The organism is Streptomyces bugieae (assembly GCF_036352915.1).
Taxonomy (GTDB): Bacteria; Actinomycetota; Actinomycetes; order Streptomycetales; family Streptomycetaceae; genus Streptomyces; species Streptomyces endophytica.
The window spans coordinates 85,041-100,657 of the sequence record NZ_JAZBJP010000004.1 but is presented as its reverse complement, the minus strand read 5'-3'; the positions used below and the strand labels follow the sequence as shown (position 1 = coordinate 100,657).

Here is a 15,617-nt window from a genome sequence, read left to right as displayed (position 1 = left end):
CGGCCTCACCGCCCCATCGTCAGCCCGTCCTCGGCGGCGCCCCGGCTCAGCACCGCCGCGCGGATCCGGTCCCGGACGTCGCGGTGCGCGCCGGTCCGGGCGAGGTTCCGCACCCGGACCCGGGTGCCCTGTTCGGCGAGCTGCGGAACGTAGGCGGCCTCGGTGACCCGCCAGCGTCCGCCGGGCCGCTCGGGCGGCGCGAACCGGAAGCGGGCGAGGGTGCCCCAGTTGCCGCGCGGCTGCCTCATCGCACCGGAGACCTGGTCGCCGAGTCCGTAGACGACCCAGGCGCCGTTGACCTTCTCGTACGGCTGCGGGGTGTGCGCATGGGTACCGACGATCAGGTCGATGTCGGGCCGGCCGTCGGTCTCGGCGGCGGTGAGCGCCCGGGCCAGCGCGAGCTGCTCCTCGTCCGGGGCGGTCCGGTACTCGGTGCCCCAGGCGGGACTGACGACCACAACGTCCGCACCGGCCCGGCGGGCCGCCCGGGCATCGGACACGATCGTCTTCTCCTCCAGCAGATTCACCGCCCGGGCCGCGTCGTCCGGCGGCCCGTCGCCCTCGATGCCGTCGGTGTACGACAGATGGGCGACCCGCGCCCCACCGGGAGCCCGCAGCAGCACCGGCCGCGCGGCCTCGGCATCGTCCCGGGCCGCCCCCGGGTGCCGCAGCCCGACCGTGTCCAGCGCGTCCAGGGTCCGGCGGATCCCTGGCAGCCCCTGGTCGAGGACGTGATTCGACGCGATCCCGCAGGAGTCGTAGCCGGCCGCCTTGAGCGCGGTGGCGATCTGCGGCGGCGACTGGAGGAGGGGGTACCCGGTGAACGGCCCGTCGAGCGGCCCGAGCGGCGCGTCCAGATGACACAGCGCCACATCGGCCCCGGAGACGACCGGTGCCACGCCCTTGAGCATCGGCCGGAAGTCGTAGCCGTAGCCGTCGAGGGGCGCGTCCTCCTGCGCGGTGTCCAGCACCTCGGGGTGGGTGGGGATCACGTCCCCCGCGGCGACGAGCGTGAACGACCGCGGAGCCGCGCGCTCGACCACGCGGGCCCGCGCGGACGGACGAACCTCCCCACCCGTCCGCGCCCCCGAGCCGGGCGCCTCCGCACCGGCGCCGCGCCGCGTCACCGAACGCCCGGCCCCACAGCCCGCGGCCAGCGCACAGGCCAGCACACCGGCCACGCCCGCCCGACCGATAGCCGCATACCGCCCATATCTGCCCATACCCGACAGATATCATGCCCATTGCTATCCCTCCCACGTACCCGTCTGTCCCGCCGCGGGTCTTGCTCGCCGTTGCGCTTTGCGGCGCCTCGCACGTAGCCGTCTGTCCCGCCGCGGGTGTTGTTCGCCGTTGCGCCTGGCGGCGGGCGTTGGTTTGTCGGGTGCGGTGCCGGCCCTCCAGACTTCGTCCTCCGGTCCAGCCCCTCCCGTGAGTGGGAGGTAAGAGGCCGGTGGGGGCGGGCGTTGTCTGTTGGCTGCGCGCTGGTGGGCGTTACGTGCACCCCCACCATCGTTTTCTTCCCCTCTCACGGGAGGTGACGGGCCGGAGGGGCCGGTTGTGTGGACGTAAAGCGTCAGCAGTCCACACAACCGGCCCCGGAGGCCCGTCACCGCACCCACAAACCACCTGGCCCGCCGCAGGCGCAACGGCGAGCAAGACCCGCGGCGCCGCAGACAGGTACGTGGGGATCAGCCGCGAAGCGGAAAGTGGCAGGAGGCGACGTGCCCCGCCCCCCTCCCCACGAGTGGCGGCTCCGCCGCACATCGCTCCGTCGCGAAGGCGCACCGCGTGCGGAACCGGCACCCCGACGGCGGGGCCGCGGCCGACGGGGTCTCGCCGCCGAGGGGGCGGGAGGCGGGGTCGGGCGGACGGACCGTGTCCAGCAGCCCGCGCGTGTAGGGGTGGAGCGGGCGGTCGAAGACCGCCTCCGCGGGGCCGGTCTCGACGAGTTTGCCGAGGTACATCACGCCGACCCGGTCCGCGACGTGCCGCACCACCGCCAGGTCGTGCGAGATGAAGAGGTAGCTGAGGCCCTTCTCCCGTTGCAGCGCGCGCATCAGGTTGAGGATCTGCGCCTGGACGGAGACGTCGAGCGCGGAGACCGGTTCGTCGGCGACCACGAGGGAGGGGGCGAGCGCGAGGGCGCGGGCCAGCCCGAGGCGCTGGCGCTGGCCGCCGGAGAATTCGTGCGGGTAGCGGTCGACGGCGCCGCGCGGCAGCCCGACGTCGTCCAGGAGTCCGGCGATCCGCCGCTGCCGGGCGGCCCGGTCGCCGATGCCCTGGATGACCAGGGGTTCGGTCAATACGGCGCCGACCCGCATCCGGGGGTCCATGGCCGCGGCGGAGTCCTGGAACATCAGCTGGACCTCGCGCCGGTGGGCGCGCAGCTCGCCGCCCCGGAGCGTGGCCAGGTCGCGCCCGGCGACCTCGACGGTGCCGGTGGTGGGCGCCTCCAGGCCGACCGCCAGCCGGCCGAGGGTGGATTTGCCGCAGCCGGACTCGCCGACGATGCCGAAGGTCTCGCCGCGCCGGACGGTGAGCGAGATCCCGGCCACCGCGCTGATCCCGGCGGCGCCCCGGCGGCGGGCGAACGGGCCGCCGTGCAGCGGGTAGCTCTTGGCCAGGTCGGTGAGGCGGAGCAGCGGTGCGTCGGCGCGGGGCGGGGCCGTGGCGGGGGCGGGCGGACGTATCTCGGCGACCGGGTCGGCGCCGGGGGCCGGGCCGGCCGGGTGGAAGCAGGCGAAGGCGTGCGCGGTGCGGTCGGCCGGCCGGCCGCCGTCGGGGCCGTCGGTGAGTTCCGGTTCGGCGGTGCGGCAGAGGTCGGTGGCGAAGCCGCAGCGGGGCGCGAAGCGGCAGCCGGTGGGGCGGGTGGTGAGGACCGGCGGGCGGCCGGGGACGGTGGCGAGCGGGCGCGCGGGGTCGGGGGCTCGTTCCGGGAGGGCGGCGAAGAGGGCCTGGGTGTAGCGGTGCCGCGGGGCGGCGAACAGCGGCCGTACGGGGGCGTGTTCGGCGATCCGGCCGCCGTACATCACCGCGACCCGGTCGACCCGGCGGGCGATCACCCCGAGGTCGTGGGTGACGAGGATCAGTGCCATGCCGAGCCGGGCGCGCAGTGCGTCGACGAGTTCCAGGATCTGGTGCTGGGTGGTGACGTCGAGGGCGGTGGTGGGCTCGTCGGCGATCAGCAGGTCCGGTTCGCAGACCAGGGCCATGGCGATCGCGACGCGCTGCCGCATGCCGCCGCTGAGCTGGTGCGGATAGTGGGTCATCCGCTCGGCGGGGCGGGGCAGGCCGACCAGGCCGAGCATCTCCTCGGCCTTGGCGCGGGCCTCGGCCCTGGTCAGCCGGGTGTGCAGGCGGAGCGGTTCGGCGACCTGGGCGCCGATGGTCATGGTGGGGTTGAGGGAGGTCAGCGGGTCCTGGAAGACCATGCCGACGGTGTGGCCGCGGACGCCGCGCAGGACGGGTTCGGGGGCGGCGGCCAGGTCCGTGCCGTGGAAGAGGATGCGTCCGCGGGTGATCCGGCCGCCCGCGGGGAGCAGCCCGAGGACGGAGAGGGCGGTGAGGGTCTTGCCGCAGCCGGACTCGCCGACCAGGCCGAGCGCTTCGCCGGGGGCGAGGTCGAGGTCGATGCCGTCGAGGGCGTGCACGGTCCGGTCGCGGGTGGTGATGTCCACGTGCAGGTCGTCGATGCGCAGCAGGGGTTCGGTCATCGGTGGCTGCCCCGTCCGGTGTCGAGCCGTACGTCGAAGGCGTCCCGCAGCCCGTCGCCGAGGAAGTTGAAGGCCGCCACGACCAGCACGATCGCGATGCCCGGCGGGAAGATCAGCCACCAGTGGCCGACCTGCGTGTAGGTGATGCCGGCGGAGAGCAGCGAGCCCCAGTCGGCGGCGGGCGGCGGCAGGGAGAGGCCGAGGAAGGAGAGGTAGGCGACGTAGAGGATGGCGTCGGCGATCTGGAAGGTGGCGTTGACGACGACGGTGCCCAGGGCGTTGGGCAGGATGTGCCGGAACACCGCCCGGGTCCCGCCGCCGCCCATCAGCCGCATCGCGTGGACGTAGTCCCGGCTGCGCAGCGCCAGCGCCTCGCCGCGCAGCAGCCGGGCCGGGGAGAGCCAGGCGACGGAGGCGATGACCAGGATGAGGACGGGCTTGCTGGGGGTGACGAGGGTGGCGACCACGACGAGGAGGAAGAGCGCCGGGATGGCGAGCGCGGCGTCGGTGACCCGCATCATCACGGCGTCCGGCCAGCCGCCGAAGTAGCCCGCGACCGCGCCGTAGACGGTGCCGACGAGGGTGGCGAGCAGCCCGGCCGCCAGTCCGACCTCCAGGGAGGTGCGGCCGCCGTACATCAGCCGGCCGAGCAGGTCGTAGCCGAGGTCGGTGGTGCCGAGCGGGTGGCCGGCGCCGGGGGCGCGGTTGGCCTGGGTGAGGTCGGTGTGGATCTGGTCGGTGGGGTGCAGCAGCGGGCCGAGGAAGCAGAAGGCGAGCAGGGCCAGCAGGATCAGGGCGCCGGTCAGGGCGAGCTTGTTGCGGCGGAAGCCGGTCAGGACGCGGCGGACCGGCCCGGGGACGGCGGGCGCGGCGTCCTGCGGTGCGGGGGCGGTGGTGGTCACGGCACGCTCCTGATGCGCGGGGCGGGGGCGGTGGGCGTCACGGCACGCTCCTGATGCGCGGGTCGAGGACGGCGTAGGCGACGTCGGCGAGCAGGGAGCCGAGGACGGTGGCGACGCCCACGACGAGGGTCACGCCGAGCAGCACGGGGAAGTCCGAGCCCTGGGCCGCGTTCCAGAACAGCAGCCCCATGCCCGGGTAGTTGAACATCGACTCGACGACGAGGGTGCCGCTGAAGAGGGTCGGCAGGTAGAGGCCGAGGAGGGTGACCAGCGGGAGGAGCGCGTTGCGCAGCACGTGCCGGACCAGCACCCGGGTGCCGGACTGGCCCTTGGCGCGCGCGGTGCGGACGTAGTCCTCGCCGAGGTTGTCGAGGACCGCGGAGCGCAGATAGCGGCTGAACGCGGCGACGATTCCCAGGGCGGTGGTCACGACCGGGAGGACCAGGCCGGCCGGCTCGGCGAGGATCCCGCCGACCGTGTCGGCCTGCGGCGCCTCGGCGGGCAGCAGGGGCAACTGCTGGCTGAAGACCAGGACGAGGACCAGCCCGAGGAAGAAGACCGGGGTGGCGTAGGCGAGGAAGGCCAGGCCGGTGAGGACGTGGTCGGCGGCGCGGCCGCGGCGCACCGCCTGCAGGATGCCGAGCGGTACGGCCAGGACGGCGGCCAGCGCCAGCGACAGCCCGGCCAGCAGGGCGGTCCTGGGCAGCCGTTCGGCGAGCAGCGAGCCGACGCTCTGGTTGAGCTTGTAGGACTCCCCCAGGTCGCCGGTGAGCAGCCGGCCGAGGTACATCAGGTACTGCTGGGGCAGTGAACGGTCGTATCCCTGCTGGTGGTTGAAGTGCGCGACGGCCTGCGGTGTGGCCTGCACGCCGAGGATGGCGCGGGCCGGGCCGCCGGGGAGCAGGTGCAGCAGCACGAAGACGATCACGGAGACCAGCAGCAGGACGACCAGGGCCTGGGCGAGGCGCTTGGCCAGGAAGCCGATCACCGGCCGGCACCGCCCTTCTTGACGTAGTACCAGTCCTGCGGGGTCAGCGACAGCGTGGGGTTCTGCTCGACGCCGCGCAGGTCGTTGCGGAGGGCGGAGACCTGGTAGGCGGGGTTGGGGGTCCACAGGACCGGGAGGCGGCGGGCGACCTCGCGTCCGTAGGCGCGCAGCGCGGCGGGATCGTCGGAGTACTCGGTGGCCCGGATCAGTGCGTCGGTCCGCGGGTCGGCCCAACTGCCCATGTTGGACGGAGCGTTGCTGGCGAAGATCTTCTCCCCGCTGGGGTCGGGCGGGAAGTACCAGCTGCCCTGGGTACCGAAGAAGCCGAGCTGCCAGGCGGAGCAGACCGGGTCGCCGGTCTTGCAGGGGACGGTGGTACCCAGGACCGTGTTCAGCGGCTGCTGCCGGACGTCGAGGGCGACGCCCGCCTTACCGAACTCCGACTTGAGGACCTGCATGGTGTTGGAGGTCTCGGTCGAGCCGGACTGGGAGAGCAGCGAGAGCCGCAGCTCGCGCCCGTCCTCGATGCCCGCGCCGCACGTGCCGGCGCCGCGCCCGGGCCGTACGCAGCGCAGCACGCCGCCCCGGGCGGCCCAGCCGTGGCCCGCCAGCAGCGCCTTCGCCCGCTTCGGGTCGTACGGATACGGGTCGGTGTCGAGCAGACCGGCCGGCACGGGGCCGAGGGTGGGCGCGGCGCTGCCGTGCCAGATCACCCGGGAGATCGCCTTCTGGTCGATGAGGTGCTGGAGCGCCTGGCGCAGATAGGTCTGCCGCAGCAGGGGCCCGGCGGTGGGGTGGTGGTAATTGAGCACGATATAGGTGATCGCCCAGCCCTCCCAGGGGTCGATGCGATAGCCCATCTCCCGGAATTTCGCCGACTGGGCCATGACGGAGGGCGGCAGGTAGCCGTAATCGACGCCGCCGGCGCGCAGTACGTTGAATTCGGAGTCGGCGGTGGTGAAGGGCTTGAGCACGACCCGGTCGAGATGGGGTTTGTCCGGCCCGCTGTAGTGGGTGTTGGGGATCAGCTCCACCTGCCCGGAGGTGGTCCACTTCGCGATCCGCCAGGGCCCGTCGACGGTTTTCCAGAGCGGGTCGGTGGCGAACGTGGAGAACTGCCGGGCGTGCCGCATCAGCCGGGCGAAGGCCCGCCGGGGGTCCTCGTGGTGCGGGTTCCAGGCGTGTGCGGGGAGGGCCACGAAGTCCTGGAGTTCGTTGGCGGTGAACCACACCGGGTTGTAGGCGCGGTCCAGCCGGAGCCGGAAGGTGTGGTCGTCGAGGACCTTGAATTCCTTGACGTCGTCCGGCATCAGCTTCGGTGAATATCCCGCCCATTCCTGTTTGTTAGCCTTGATGAGATCGAACCAGAATTTCACGTCGCGGGTGGTGACGGGGCGCCCGTCGGACCAGCGGTAGCCCTTTTTCAGGGTGATGGTGACGGTGCGGTTGCCCTCGCCGTAGCGGGGTTTTTCGGCGAGGCCGCGGGGTGAGTCCAGGGTCAGCGCGGCGCCCTTCTTCTCGGGGAGATAGAGCCGCAGGAACAGCAGGTCCTGGATGGCGCTGTTGTAGGAGGCCAGATAGCCGGGGGCGCCGATGGGGAAGATCCAGTTGGGGGTGGAGGCGGGCGGCAGCGCCATGGTGGCGGTCCCGCCCTCGACGGGCACGCCACCGGTGGCACCCAGCTCTGTGACAACGTTGCCAGGCGGCCCGCAGCCGACCAGTGCGGCGGCACCGATCAGGGCCGCGGCGATCACTCGGCCGCCGCGGCCGACGGGGTCAACTCGGCCCACGCGGACAACTCGCCTCAGGGGCCCGGGAGTTCGAGTCCTGTACAGGCCCATGCTGCCTCCGGGAAGGTCGGGCCGGTGGAAGAGTGCGAGCAACGTACGGACGGCCGCGAAAAGAAGTCAAGACCCTGGCGAAACCGGCCCGACTCCGGTCTACTGGAAGCGAGTTGAGACGGAGACTTCCTTCGACACCGAAAGAACTGAGCCGAAGGAACCGAGCCGAAGGAACCGAGCCGAAGGAAGTCCGGAGCCCGTTCCGTACGAAACCCGCGCTCCGACCGCCGGCCACTCCCCTTGCCTCGACCGCCCGGCGAAAGGCGCGTGCCCATGACCAGCCCCGACGAGCCGCCCGGTTCCGCCGCTCACGTCCTCGCCCTCGTCGCGAACGGCTCCGCCACCTCCCGCGCGGACCTCGTCCGTGAGCTCGGGCTCGCCGCGTCCACCGTGTCCGCCCGGGTCCAGGAACTGGTCGAGGCCGGGCTGCTGACCGAATCCGGTGAAGGCGCCTCGCGCGGCGGCCGGCGGCCACGGCTGTTGCGGGTCGCCGGGCAGGGCGCGGTGGCGCTCGCCGCCGACCTGGGCAGCCACCACATCCGCACCGGCGCGGTGGGCCTGACCGGCGACGTCCTCGACGCCGAGGACCACGCGACCGATCTGACCACCGGGCCCGGGCCCGCCCTGGACGTCCTTGCCGAGCGGCTGGGCGCGCTGGCCGAACGGCAGCGGGCGGCCGGGCGGACGGTCCGCGGCGTGGGCATCGGTTTCCCCGGCCCGGTCGACGCCGACGGCGCCCGGGTCGTCGCCCCGTCCCGGATGCCCGGCTGGCACCTGTTCCCGCTCCGCGACCGGCTGGCCGACCGCCTCGGGCTGCCGGTGCTGCTCGACAACGACGCCAACATGATGGCGCTCGGCGAACACCGCGCCGCCCACCCCGCCCGGCGCCATCTCGTCGTCGTCAAGGCCGGCCGCGGCATCGGCTCCGGCGTCATCAGCGACGGCCGGCTGCACCGCGGGGCGCACGGTGCGGCCGGCGACATCAGCCACGTCCGGGTGGACGAATCCGCCCGACTCCCCTGCTCCTGCGGCAACATCGGCTGCCTGGAAACGGTGGCGAGCGGCGCCGCGATCGCCGCCGCGCTGCGCGAACGGGGCATCGACGCCGAGTCCGCGGCCGACATCCTGCGGCTGGTCGAACACGGCGACGCGCGGGCCACCACCCTGGTGCGGCAGGCCGGCCGGGACATCGGTGCGGTGCTCGCCGTCGTCGTGAACTTCTTCAACCCCGAGGCGGTGGTCCTCGGCGGCGCGCTGGCCGGCGCCCAGCCGCTGGTCGCCGCGGTGCGCGGGATGCTCTACGAACGCTGCCTGCCGATGGCCACCAGCGAACTCACCATCGACACCGCGGTCTGCGGCCCGGACGCGGGACTGCTGGGCGCCGGCCACGCCGTACTGAGCACGACAGCACCCACCCCGCCCCGCTCCCCGGGAGGCCCCGCCACTCGGGGAGCACCCACACCCCGGAGAACCCCCACGTCATAGAACGCCCACCCCAGAGGAACGCTCCCGGAAACGAAACCCCTCCAGGGATCCCCGACCCCCTCCCCCTCCACCAGGGAAGTGAGCCCGCATGCTCCCAGCGACGACCGGTCGCCCGCTGCGCATCGGCATCGGCGGGATGGCCATCGAGTCCAGCCAGTTCTGCCCGCACCGCTCGACGTACGACGACTTCCGCGTCACCCGGGGGCGCGAACTGCTCGACCGCTACACCTGGACCCGGTCGGACGGGGACCTCTCCGGGACGGTCGAGTGGGTCCCGCTGGTGCATGCCGTCGCGGTGCCCGGCGGCCCGGTCGAGCGCGCCACCTACGACCGCATCCGCTCCGAACTCACCGACCGCATAAGGGAATCCGGCCCGCTGGACGGTCTGGTCCACGACATCCACGGCGCGATGAGCGTCGTCGGGCTGGACGACGCCGAGGCGGACCTGACCGGAGCCGTCCGCGCGGCGACCGGCCCCGCGACCCTGATCTCGGCCGCCATGGACCTGCACGGCAATGTCTCGCGCCGCTTCGCCGAGCACCTCGATCTGCTGACCGCGCACCGGATGGCGCCGCACGAGGACGCCTGGGAAACCCGGGAGCGGGCCGCCCGCAACCTCGTCGCGCGGCTGATCTCCGGGAAGGGCCGCCCGCACCGCGCCTGGGTGCAGATCCCGGTGCTCCTCCCGGGCGAGAAGACCAGCACCCGCCTCGAACCGGCCGCGTCGCTCTACGGCCGGCTGGCGGCCGTGGAGGCACTCGACGGGATCGTCGACGCGGCGCTCTGGGTCGGGTACGCCTGGGCCGACGAGGAACGCTGCCGGGCCGCGGTGGTGGTCACCGGGGACGATCCCGGGCTCGCCCTCGACCAGGCCGGCGCGCTGGCCCGCGCGTACTGGGACGCCCGCCGGGACTTCACCTTCGTGGGCCCGACCGGCGACGCCGACGACTGCATCGCCCGCGCGGTGGCCTCGCCCGCCCGGCCGTTCCTGATCAGCGATTCCGGCGACAACCCCACCGCGGGCGGAGCCGGCGATCTCGCGTACATGCTCGGCCGGCTGCTGGCGCACGAGGACCTGGCGAGCGGCCGGCGCACCGCGCTGCACCCGGGGCTCACCGATCCGGCGGCGGTCGCCGCGTGCTTCGCCGCCGGGCCGGGCGCCGAGGTGACCCTGCACGTCGGCGGCTGCTTCAGCGCGGGCACCGGCCCGCACACCGCGCCGTACGAACTGACCGGCACGGTCACGGCGTTGGAGGAACCGGGGACCGCCCCGGGCGCGCGGCGCGGCAATCCGGCGTACGACGGGGGCGGCCGGCGCGCGGCGGTCACCCGTGGCGGGGTGACGGTGGTCCTGACCGAGCGGCGCACCCCGTTCCACACCCGCGCCGACTTCGGTTCGCTGGACCCGCTCGACTACGACCTGGTGGTCGTCAAGATCGGCTACCTGGAACCGGAGTTGTACGCCATGGCCGCCGACTGGCTCCTCGCCCTCACCCCCGGCGGCGTCGACCAGGACCTCCTCCGCCTCGGCCACCACAGGATCCGCCGCCCCCTGTACCCGTTCGACGACGAGGACTTCGACGCCCCGGACCTGACGCCCCAATTGCTGTGACCGGCGCGGGAGTAGGGCCCCTAGCCCGGCGAATGTCGCGGGCATACGGGCCCTACTCCGGCGCGGGAGTAGGGCCCCTAGCCCGGCGAATGTCGCGGGCATACGGGCCCTACCCCGGTGGAACGTAGCGGGCATGCCGGCCCCAACCCGGCGGAACGTCGCGGGCACGCCGGCCCCAACCCGGCGGAACGTCGCGGGCACGCCGGCCCCAACCCGGCGGAACGTCACCGACATACGGGCCCCACCCCGGCGGAACACGGCTCCCTGCTCCGGCGGAATACGGCCCCGTGCCCCAACGGAATTCGGCCCCGTGCCCCGGCGTTCCGGCACGGAATACCGCCCCCGTATCCCAGCGTTGTGGCACGGAATACCGCCCCCGTACCCCGGCGTTGTGGCCCAGCAGGGGGCGCAGGCATCCCCTACGGGAACTGTTCGCCTGCCCCCTACGGGTCTGGATCGCCCCAGACCGTTCCCTACCCCCTCGCCGCTACGGGCTACCGTTGCGGACCTTCGGACGAGCCACCGGTTGCGGGCTTTCGGGCGGACCACCGATTACGGGCACTCACACGGACCACCGGTTGCGGGCTTTCGTACGGGCCACCGATTGCGGGCACTCGCACGGACCACCAGCCGCGGGCATTCGCACGGACCACCGGTCGCAGGCACTCGCACGGACCACCAGCCGCAGGCACTCGCACGGACCACCGCCACAGACCGCCGCTCCCCGCTGCTACGGCTGAGGATCGCGTGCGTCGTACCTCGCGAAGGCGCGGCGGCCGAGGCCGAGGGCTGTGACGGTCAGGATGCAGGCCAGGCCGCCGCCGATGATCGCGGTGGCGGGGGAGGTCAGGTCGGAGACCGAGCCGGCGAGGAAGTCGCCGAGGCGGGGGCCGCCGGCGACGACGACGATGAAGACGCCCTGGAGACGGCCGCGCATCGCGTCCGGGGTGGCGGCCTGGAGCATGGTGCTGCGGAAGACCATCGAGACGGTGTCGGCGCAGCCGGCCACGGCGAGGAAGAACAGGCCGAGCCACAGGTTCCGGGCGAGCCCGAAGCAGGCGATGGCCGCACCCCAGGAGGCGACCGCGAGCAGGATGGCCAGGCCGTGCCGGCGGATGCCGCCGAGCCAGCCGGAGAACAGTCCGCCGAGGACGGCGCCGACCGCGGGCGCGGCGACGAGCAGGCCGACGGTCTTGGCGTCGCCGCCGAACCAGAGCGCCGCGACCGCGGGGAACAGCGCGCGCGGCTGGGCCAGCACCATGGCCGCCAGGTCGGAGAAGAACGTCATCCGCAGGTTGGGGCGGGTGGCGAGGAAGCGCAGGCCGTCGAGGACGGAGGCACGGCGCCGCGGGCCCTCGCCCTGGTCGGGGCGCATGGACGGCAGGCGCCACATCGCGTAGAGCGAGCCGCTGAAGGCCACGACGTCGATCAGGTACGCGGCCTGGTAGCCCCACAGGCCGACGATGACGCCGCCCAGCATCGGACCGCCCATCAGACCGAGGTTGCTGGTCAGGGAGTTGAGGGCGTTGGCGGCCGGCAGCTGTTCGGTGGGCAGCAGCCGGGGGATCATCGACGTGCGGGCCGGGGAGTTCATCGCGAAGCAGACGGCCTGGAGCGCGACGACGGTGTAGAGCAGCCAGACCCGGTGGTATCCGGCGAGCGCGGCGCCGGCCAGCGTGACGGACATGGCGGTGGCCCCGGCGGCGCTGTAGAGGCCGAGTTTGCGGCGGTCGACGGTGTCGGCGATGGCGCCGCCGTACAGGCCGAAGACGACCAGCGGGACGAGCGAGCACAGGCCCACCAGTCCGACCGAGAAGGTGGACCGGGTGATGGCGTAGACCTGCAGCGAGACCGCGAGGGCGGTCATCTGCTGGCCCATCCAGGAGATGGTGTTGCCGCACCACAGACGGCGGTAGTCGGGCGAGGTGCGCAGGGGTGTCAGGTCGGCGAATATGCGGGAATGCCAGGGCGTTCCGCTCTTGTCCGGACGGGCGCCGGTGGTCCGCCCGGTGGGCTGCCCGGGCGTCTCGCCGGAGGTCTCGTCGGACGTCTCGTCGGACGTCTCGCCCGAAGTCGTTGTAGGGGCCACGCGGCGCAGTAAAGCATGAGCATGACGGGCGGCCGACGGCGGGGCGGGAACAGGCGCCCGAGCCGTGCACCCCTTACCCGGCGCCCCGGGCCGTGCGCCCCCTTACCCGTCCCGCCCCCGCGCGTCCGGGGACAGCCACGCCCTTACCCGTCCCGCCCCCGCGCGGCCGGGCACAGCCGCGCCCTTGTCCGGCCTGCCGCACGTGTCCGGCGACAGCCGCACCCCTCACCCCGTCCCGCCCTGCCCGTCCCGGGAGCCCCGTCCCGGGAGCGGTGCGCCCGTTACCGGCTCCGTGGACACCGCTCCCGTTCCCGCTTCCGCCCCGCCGCTCCCAGGCCGTACACCCGGCGGGCGTTCTCCGCGGCGAGCAGGGCGCCCACCCGGTGGGCGTCGTCCGCCGACCATGCGCCGCTCGCCGTCCAGCCGCCGAGCACCTCGGTCAGTGCGGTGCGGAACAGTGCGCTGCCCACGACGTAGAGCTCGGGCAGGCCGTAGGCGTCGGTGGAGAAGAGCAGTTTGCCGAAGGGGGCGAGTTCGAGGAATTCGGCGAGGACGGTGGTGGCGCGGGGGCCGGTGTGGGTGAGGGTGAGGCCGACGTCGGCGTAGACGTGGGGGAATACGCTCGCCAGGTAGGCGGCCTGCCGGTGGTACGGGTAGCAGTGCAGGAGGACGAGGTCGGTGCCGGTGCCGGCGGTGGCGCGCACGAGGTCGGTGAGCAGGGCCGGGTCGGCGTGGTCGAGCCGGAGGTCGGGGTCGCCGAAGCCGGTGTGGATCTGCAGCGGGCGGCCGGTGGCGACGGCCAGGGCGACGAGGTGGCGGAGCAGGACCGGGTCGGTGAGGCGGCCGGCGCCGGCGGCCAGCCAGGCGCGGGCGGCGGTGTGCACCGCGCCGGCCGCGGGCGGTTCGGGGGCGAGCGCGAGTCCGTGGCGGTAGGCGGCGACGGTCTTGAAGGCGACGGCGGTACGGGCCGCCTCCTGGACGGCGCGGGCCAGGGCGTCGGTGAACTCCTCGGGGTCGGCGCCCGCGCCCCCGTCACCGCCCCCCTCGGCGGCCGCGGCGGCGGTGCGTTGGGCGAGGGTTTCCAGCCGTACGACCTCGTGGCCGGTGCCGCCGCCGGCCGCGGCCGTCTCGTCCGGGCCGGTGAGGTCGCCGGGCAGTCCGGTGTCGACGAGGTAGGCGCCGATGCCGGTGGCACCGAGCAGCCGCCGGCGGGTTTCGTCGGGGCCCAGTTCGCGGCGCCGGGCGAGGTAGCGCTCGGGCGGGCAGTGGGCGGGCAGGTCGAGCAGCGGCGGGCACCAGCGGCGGACCGCGAAGCCGGTCTGGGTGTCGAAGTGAGTGGTGCCCGCCGCTGGCGACCGGTCCGATTCGGTGAGGTACGAGGCGAACGTCGCGGCGTCGGGTTCGTGGCGGAGCACGCCGTGGCAGTGGTGGTCCACCAGCGGCGGCAGGACGTCGTCGAAGCGGGGGCCGTTCCCCGGGGCGGGCGCGGGCATCACCAGCGCCAGCGGGTGGCGGCGGCGATCTCCTCGTCGGTGCTCTCGGCGAACTGCGCCTCCTCGGCCCGCCGGACGGCGAGGACGGCGCCGTGCAGGACCTTGCCCAGCGCCTCGTGGAGCGGTGCGGACTTCTCCAGCCGGTCGGTGGCCTCGGTGAGGGTGGCGGGGAGGCGGACGATGCCGCGCCGGGCGCGTTCGCGGACGCCGAGGATGCCGGGGTCGCCGCTCTGCGGTTCCGGGAGGCCGGCCCGGGAGTCGATGCCGTGCAGTCCGGCGGCGATCACCGCGCCGACCGCGAGGTAGGGGTTGGCCGCGGCGTCGAAGGTCTTGACCTCGGCGTGGCCGCCGTCGGGGTCGTCGGGCGCGCCGGTGATGAGCCGCAGGGCGGCCTCGCGGTTCTCGACTCCCCAGCACTGGTAGATGCCGGCCCAGCGGGAGGGCTGGAGCCGGAGGTAGCTGGCGGGGGACGGGCAGCCGATGGCGAGCAGGGCGGGCAGGGTGGCGAGGATGCCGGCGAGGAAGGCATCGGCGTCCGGGGCGAGGCCGTGTGCGGCGTCGGGGGTGCGGTGCAGGCTGCGGCCGTCGCGGTAGAGGCCGAGGTGGAGGTGGCAGCCGTTGCCGACCTGGCCGGCGACGACCGCGGGGGCGAAGGAGGCGCGCAGGCCGTGCCGGGCGGAGACCGCGCGGACGGTCTCGCGGACCAGGACGACGTCGTCGGCGGCGCGCACCGGATCGGCGGGTGCGGTGGTGAGCTCGAACTGGCCGGGTGCGTATTCGGGGTGGAGCTGGAGGACGTCGACGCCCTGGACGGTCAGGGCCTCGGTGACGTCGCGGAGGTAGTCGGAGAGTTCGACGACGCGGGTCATGCCGTAGGCGGGGCCGGCGCAGGGGTAGTCGAGGGGGGCGAAGGTGTCGGTGGTGCCGGGGTGGTGGCTTTCGGGGGCGCGGGTGACCACCCATTCGGTTTCGAAGCCCATCCGCACCTCGAGGCCGGCGGCGGTGGCGCGTTCGGTCATCCGCCGGGCGAACTGCCGCTGGCAGGCCGGGTGCGGCCGGCCGAGCTGGTCGTAGCGGTCGGCCGGGGCCCAGGCCCAGCCGGGCTGGGCGGCGAGGACGGTGACGCGGTCCAGGTCGGGGAAGAGCCGGAGGTCGCCGTCGGGTCCGCCGAGGTCGTCGGATTCGGTGATGGTGTCGTCGGAGGTGAAGACGTCGAAGACCGGTGACATGCCGACGCCGCGGGCGGCGGTGTCCGCGAGCCGCTGCGCCGGTACGGTCTTGACGCGTGCGACGCCCGCGTTGTCCACCCAGGTCAGCGCGATGTTGCGGACGCCTTCGGTCTCCAGGCGCGCCGTCAACTGCCGGGCTTCCTCCTGCTGTTGTGCAGCCCGCGATGTCATAGAGCCGTCCTCACTCGACCGTGCCGATCGCTCGGCGACCGTTTCCCCGTCGGTTGACCGGGGCGGCCGGGCGCTCCCCCGGCTCACGCCG

The 15,617-nt window shown here is 74.0% G+C and carries 10 protein-coding genes; 2 read left to right on the top strand and 8 right to left on the bottom strand.

The features are described from left to right. Positions 1-5 precede the first annotated feature (5 nt). From V2J85_RS12235 to V2J85_RS12215, 5 genes are all read right to left on the bottom strand, one after another. A complete protein-coding gene (locus tag V2J85_RS12235; RefSeq protein ID WP_419836770.1) occupies positions 6-1,223 on the bottom strand; it encodes a CapA family protein in 1,218 nt (405 codons plus the stop codon). Between the two features lie 468 nt (positions 1,224-1,691). Continuing rightward, positions 1,692-3,716: an ABC transporter ATP-binding protein gene (locus V2J85_RS12230; protein ID WP_330821582.1), complete on the bottom strand. Its 2,025-nt coding sequence runs from the start codon at positions 3,714-3,716 to the stop codon at positions 1,692-1,694. Beyond that, positions 3,713-4,618 carry an ABC transporter permease gene (locus V2J85_RS12225; RefSeq protein WP_330821581.1) on the bottom strand — a complete coding sequence of 302 codons (906 nt, stop codon included), beginning with the start codon at positions 4,616-4,618 and terminating at the stop codon, positions 3,713-3,715. Before V2J85_RS12225 ends, V2J85_RS12230 begins: the two co-directional genes overlap by 4 nt. Positions 4,619-4,655: 37 nt before the next feature. After that, a complete protein-coding gene (locus V2J85_RS12220; protein ID WP_330821580.1) occupies positions 4,656-5,606 on the bottom strand; it encodes an ABC transporter permease in 951 nt (316 codons plus the stop codon). After that, the gene (locus V2J85_RS12215; RefSeq protein ID WP_261954680.1) at positions 5,603-7,396 is read right to left on the bottom strand and encodes a peptide ABC transporter substrate-binding protein; all 1,794 of its coding nucleotides are present in this window, start codon (positions 7,394-7,396) and stop codon (positions 5,603-5,605) included. The genes V2J85_RS12220 and V2J85_RS12215 overlap by 4 nt, the downstream gene beginning before the upstream one ends. 324 nt (positions 7,397-7,720) lie before the next feature. On the opposite strand from V2J85_RS12215, the gene V2J85_RS12210 reads away from it, so the two are divergent. Both V2J85_RS12210 and V2J85_RS12205 read left to right on the top strand, forming a co-directional pair. Then, complete coding sequence (locus tag V2J85_RS12210) at positions 7,721-8,932, top strand: ROK family transcriptional regulator (RefSeq protein WP_261954681.1); 1,212 nt, start codon at positions 7,721-7,723, stop codon at positions 8,930-8,932. Between the two features lie 88 nt (positions 8,933-9,020). Further along, positions 9,021-10,544, top strand: a complete 1,524-nt coding sequence (locus V2J85_RS12205) for a M81 family metallopeptidase (RefSeq protein ID WP_330821579.1) — start codon at positions 9,021-9,023, stop codon at positions 10,542-10,544. A gap of 730 nt (positions 10,545-11,274) precedes the next feature. Here the strand turns inward: V2J85_RS12205 and V2J85_RS12200 are convergent. From V2J85_RS12200 to V2J85_RS12190, 3 genes are all read right to left on the bottom strand, one after another. After that, complete coding sequence (locus tag V2J85_RS12200; RefSeq protein WP_330821676.1) at positions 11,275-12,498, bottom strand: MFS transporter; 1,224 nt, start codon at positions 12,496-12,498, stop codon at positions 11,275-11,277. A 416-nt stretch (positions 12,499-12,914) separates the two neighbouring features. Next, the gene (locus V2J85_RS12195; RefSeq protein ID WP_330821578.1) at positions 12,915-14,126 is read right to left on the bottom strand and encodes an amidohydrolase family protein; all 1,212 of its coding nucleotides are present in this window, start codon (positions 14,124-14,126) and stop codon (positions 12,915-12,917) included. Beyond that, positions 14,126-15,526: a glutamine synthetase family protein gene (locus V2J85_RS12190; RefSeq protein WP_330821577.1), complete on the bottom strand. Its 1,401-nt coding sequence runs from the start codon at positions 15,524-15,526 to the stop codon at positions 14,126-14,128. The genes V2J85_RS12195 and V2J85_RS12190 overlap by 1 nt, the downstream gene beginning before the upstream one ends. Positions 15,527-15,617: the final 91 nt, after the last annotated feature.

Excerpts from the sequence above, each read along its gene's own strand:
- V2J85_RS12235 (WP_419836770.1), bottom strand. The coding sequence starts at position 1,223 with ATGGGCAGATATGGGCGGTATGCGGCTATCGGTCGGGCGGGCGTGGCC.
- V2J85_RS12230 (WP_330821582.1), bottom strand. The coding sequence starts at position 3,716 with ATGACCGAACCCCTGCTGCGCATCGACGACCTGCACGTGGACATCACC.
- V2J85_RS12210 (WP_261954681.1), top strand. The coding sequence starts at position 7,721 with ATGACCAGCCCCGACGAGCCGCCCGGTTCCGCCGCTCACGTCCTCGCC.
- V2J85_RS12205 (WP_330821579.1), top strand. The coding sequence starts at position 9,021 with ATGCTCCCAGCGACGACCGGTCGCCCGCTGCGCATCGGCATCGGCGGG.
- V2J85_RS12195 (WP_330821578.1), bottom strand. The coding sequence starts at position 14,126 with ATGCCCGCGCCCGCCCCGGGGAACGGCCCCCGCTTCGACGACGTCCTG.
- V2J85_RS12190 (WP_330821577.1), bottom strand. The coding sequence starts at position 15,526 with ATGACATCGCGGGCTGCACAACAGCAGGAGGAAGCCCGGCAGTTGACG.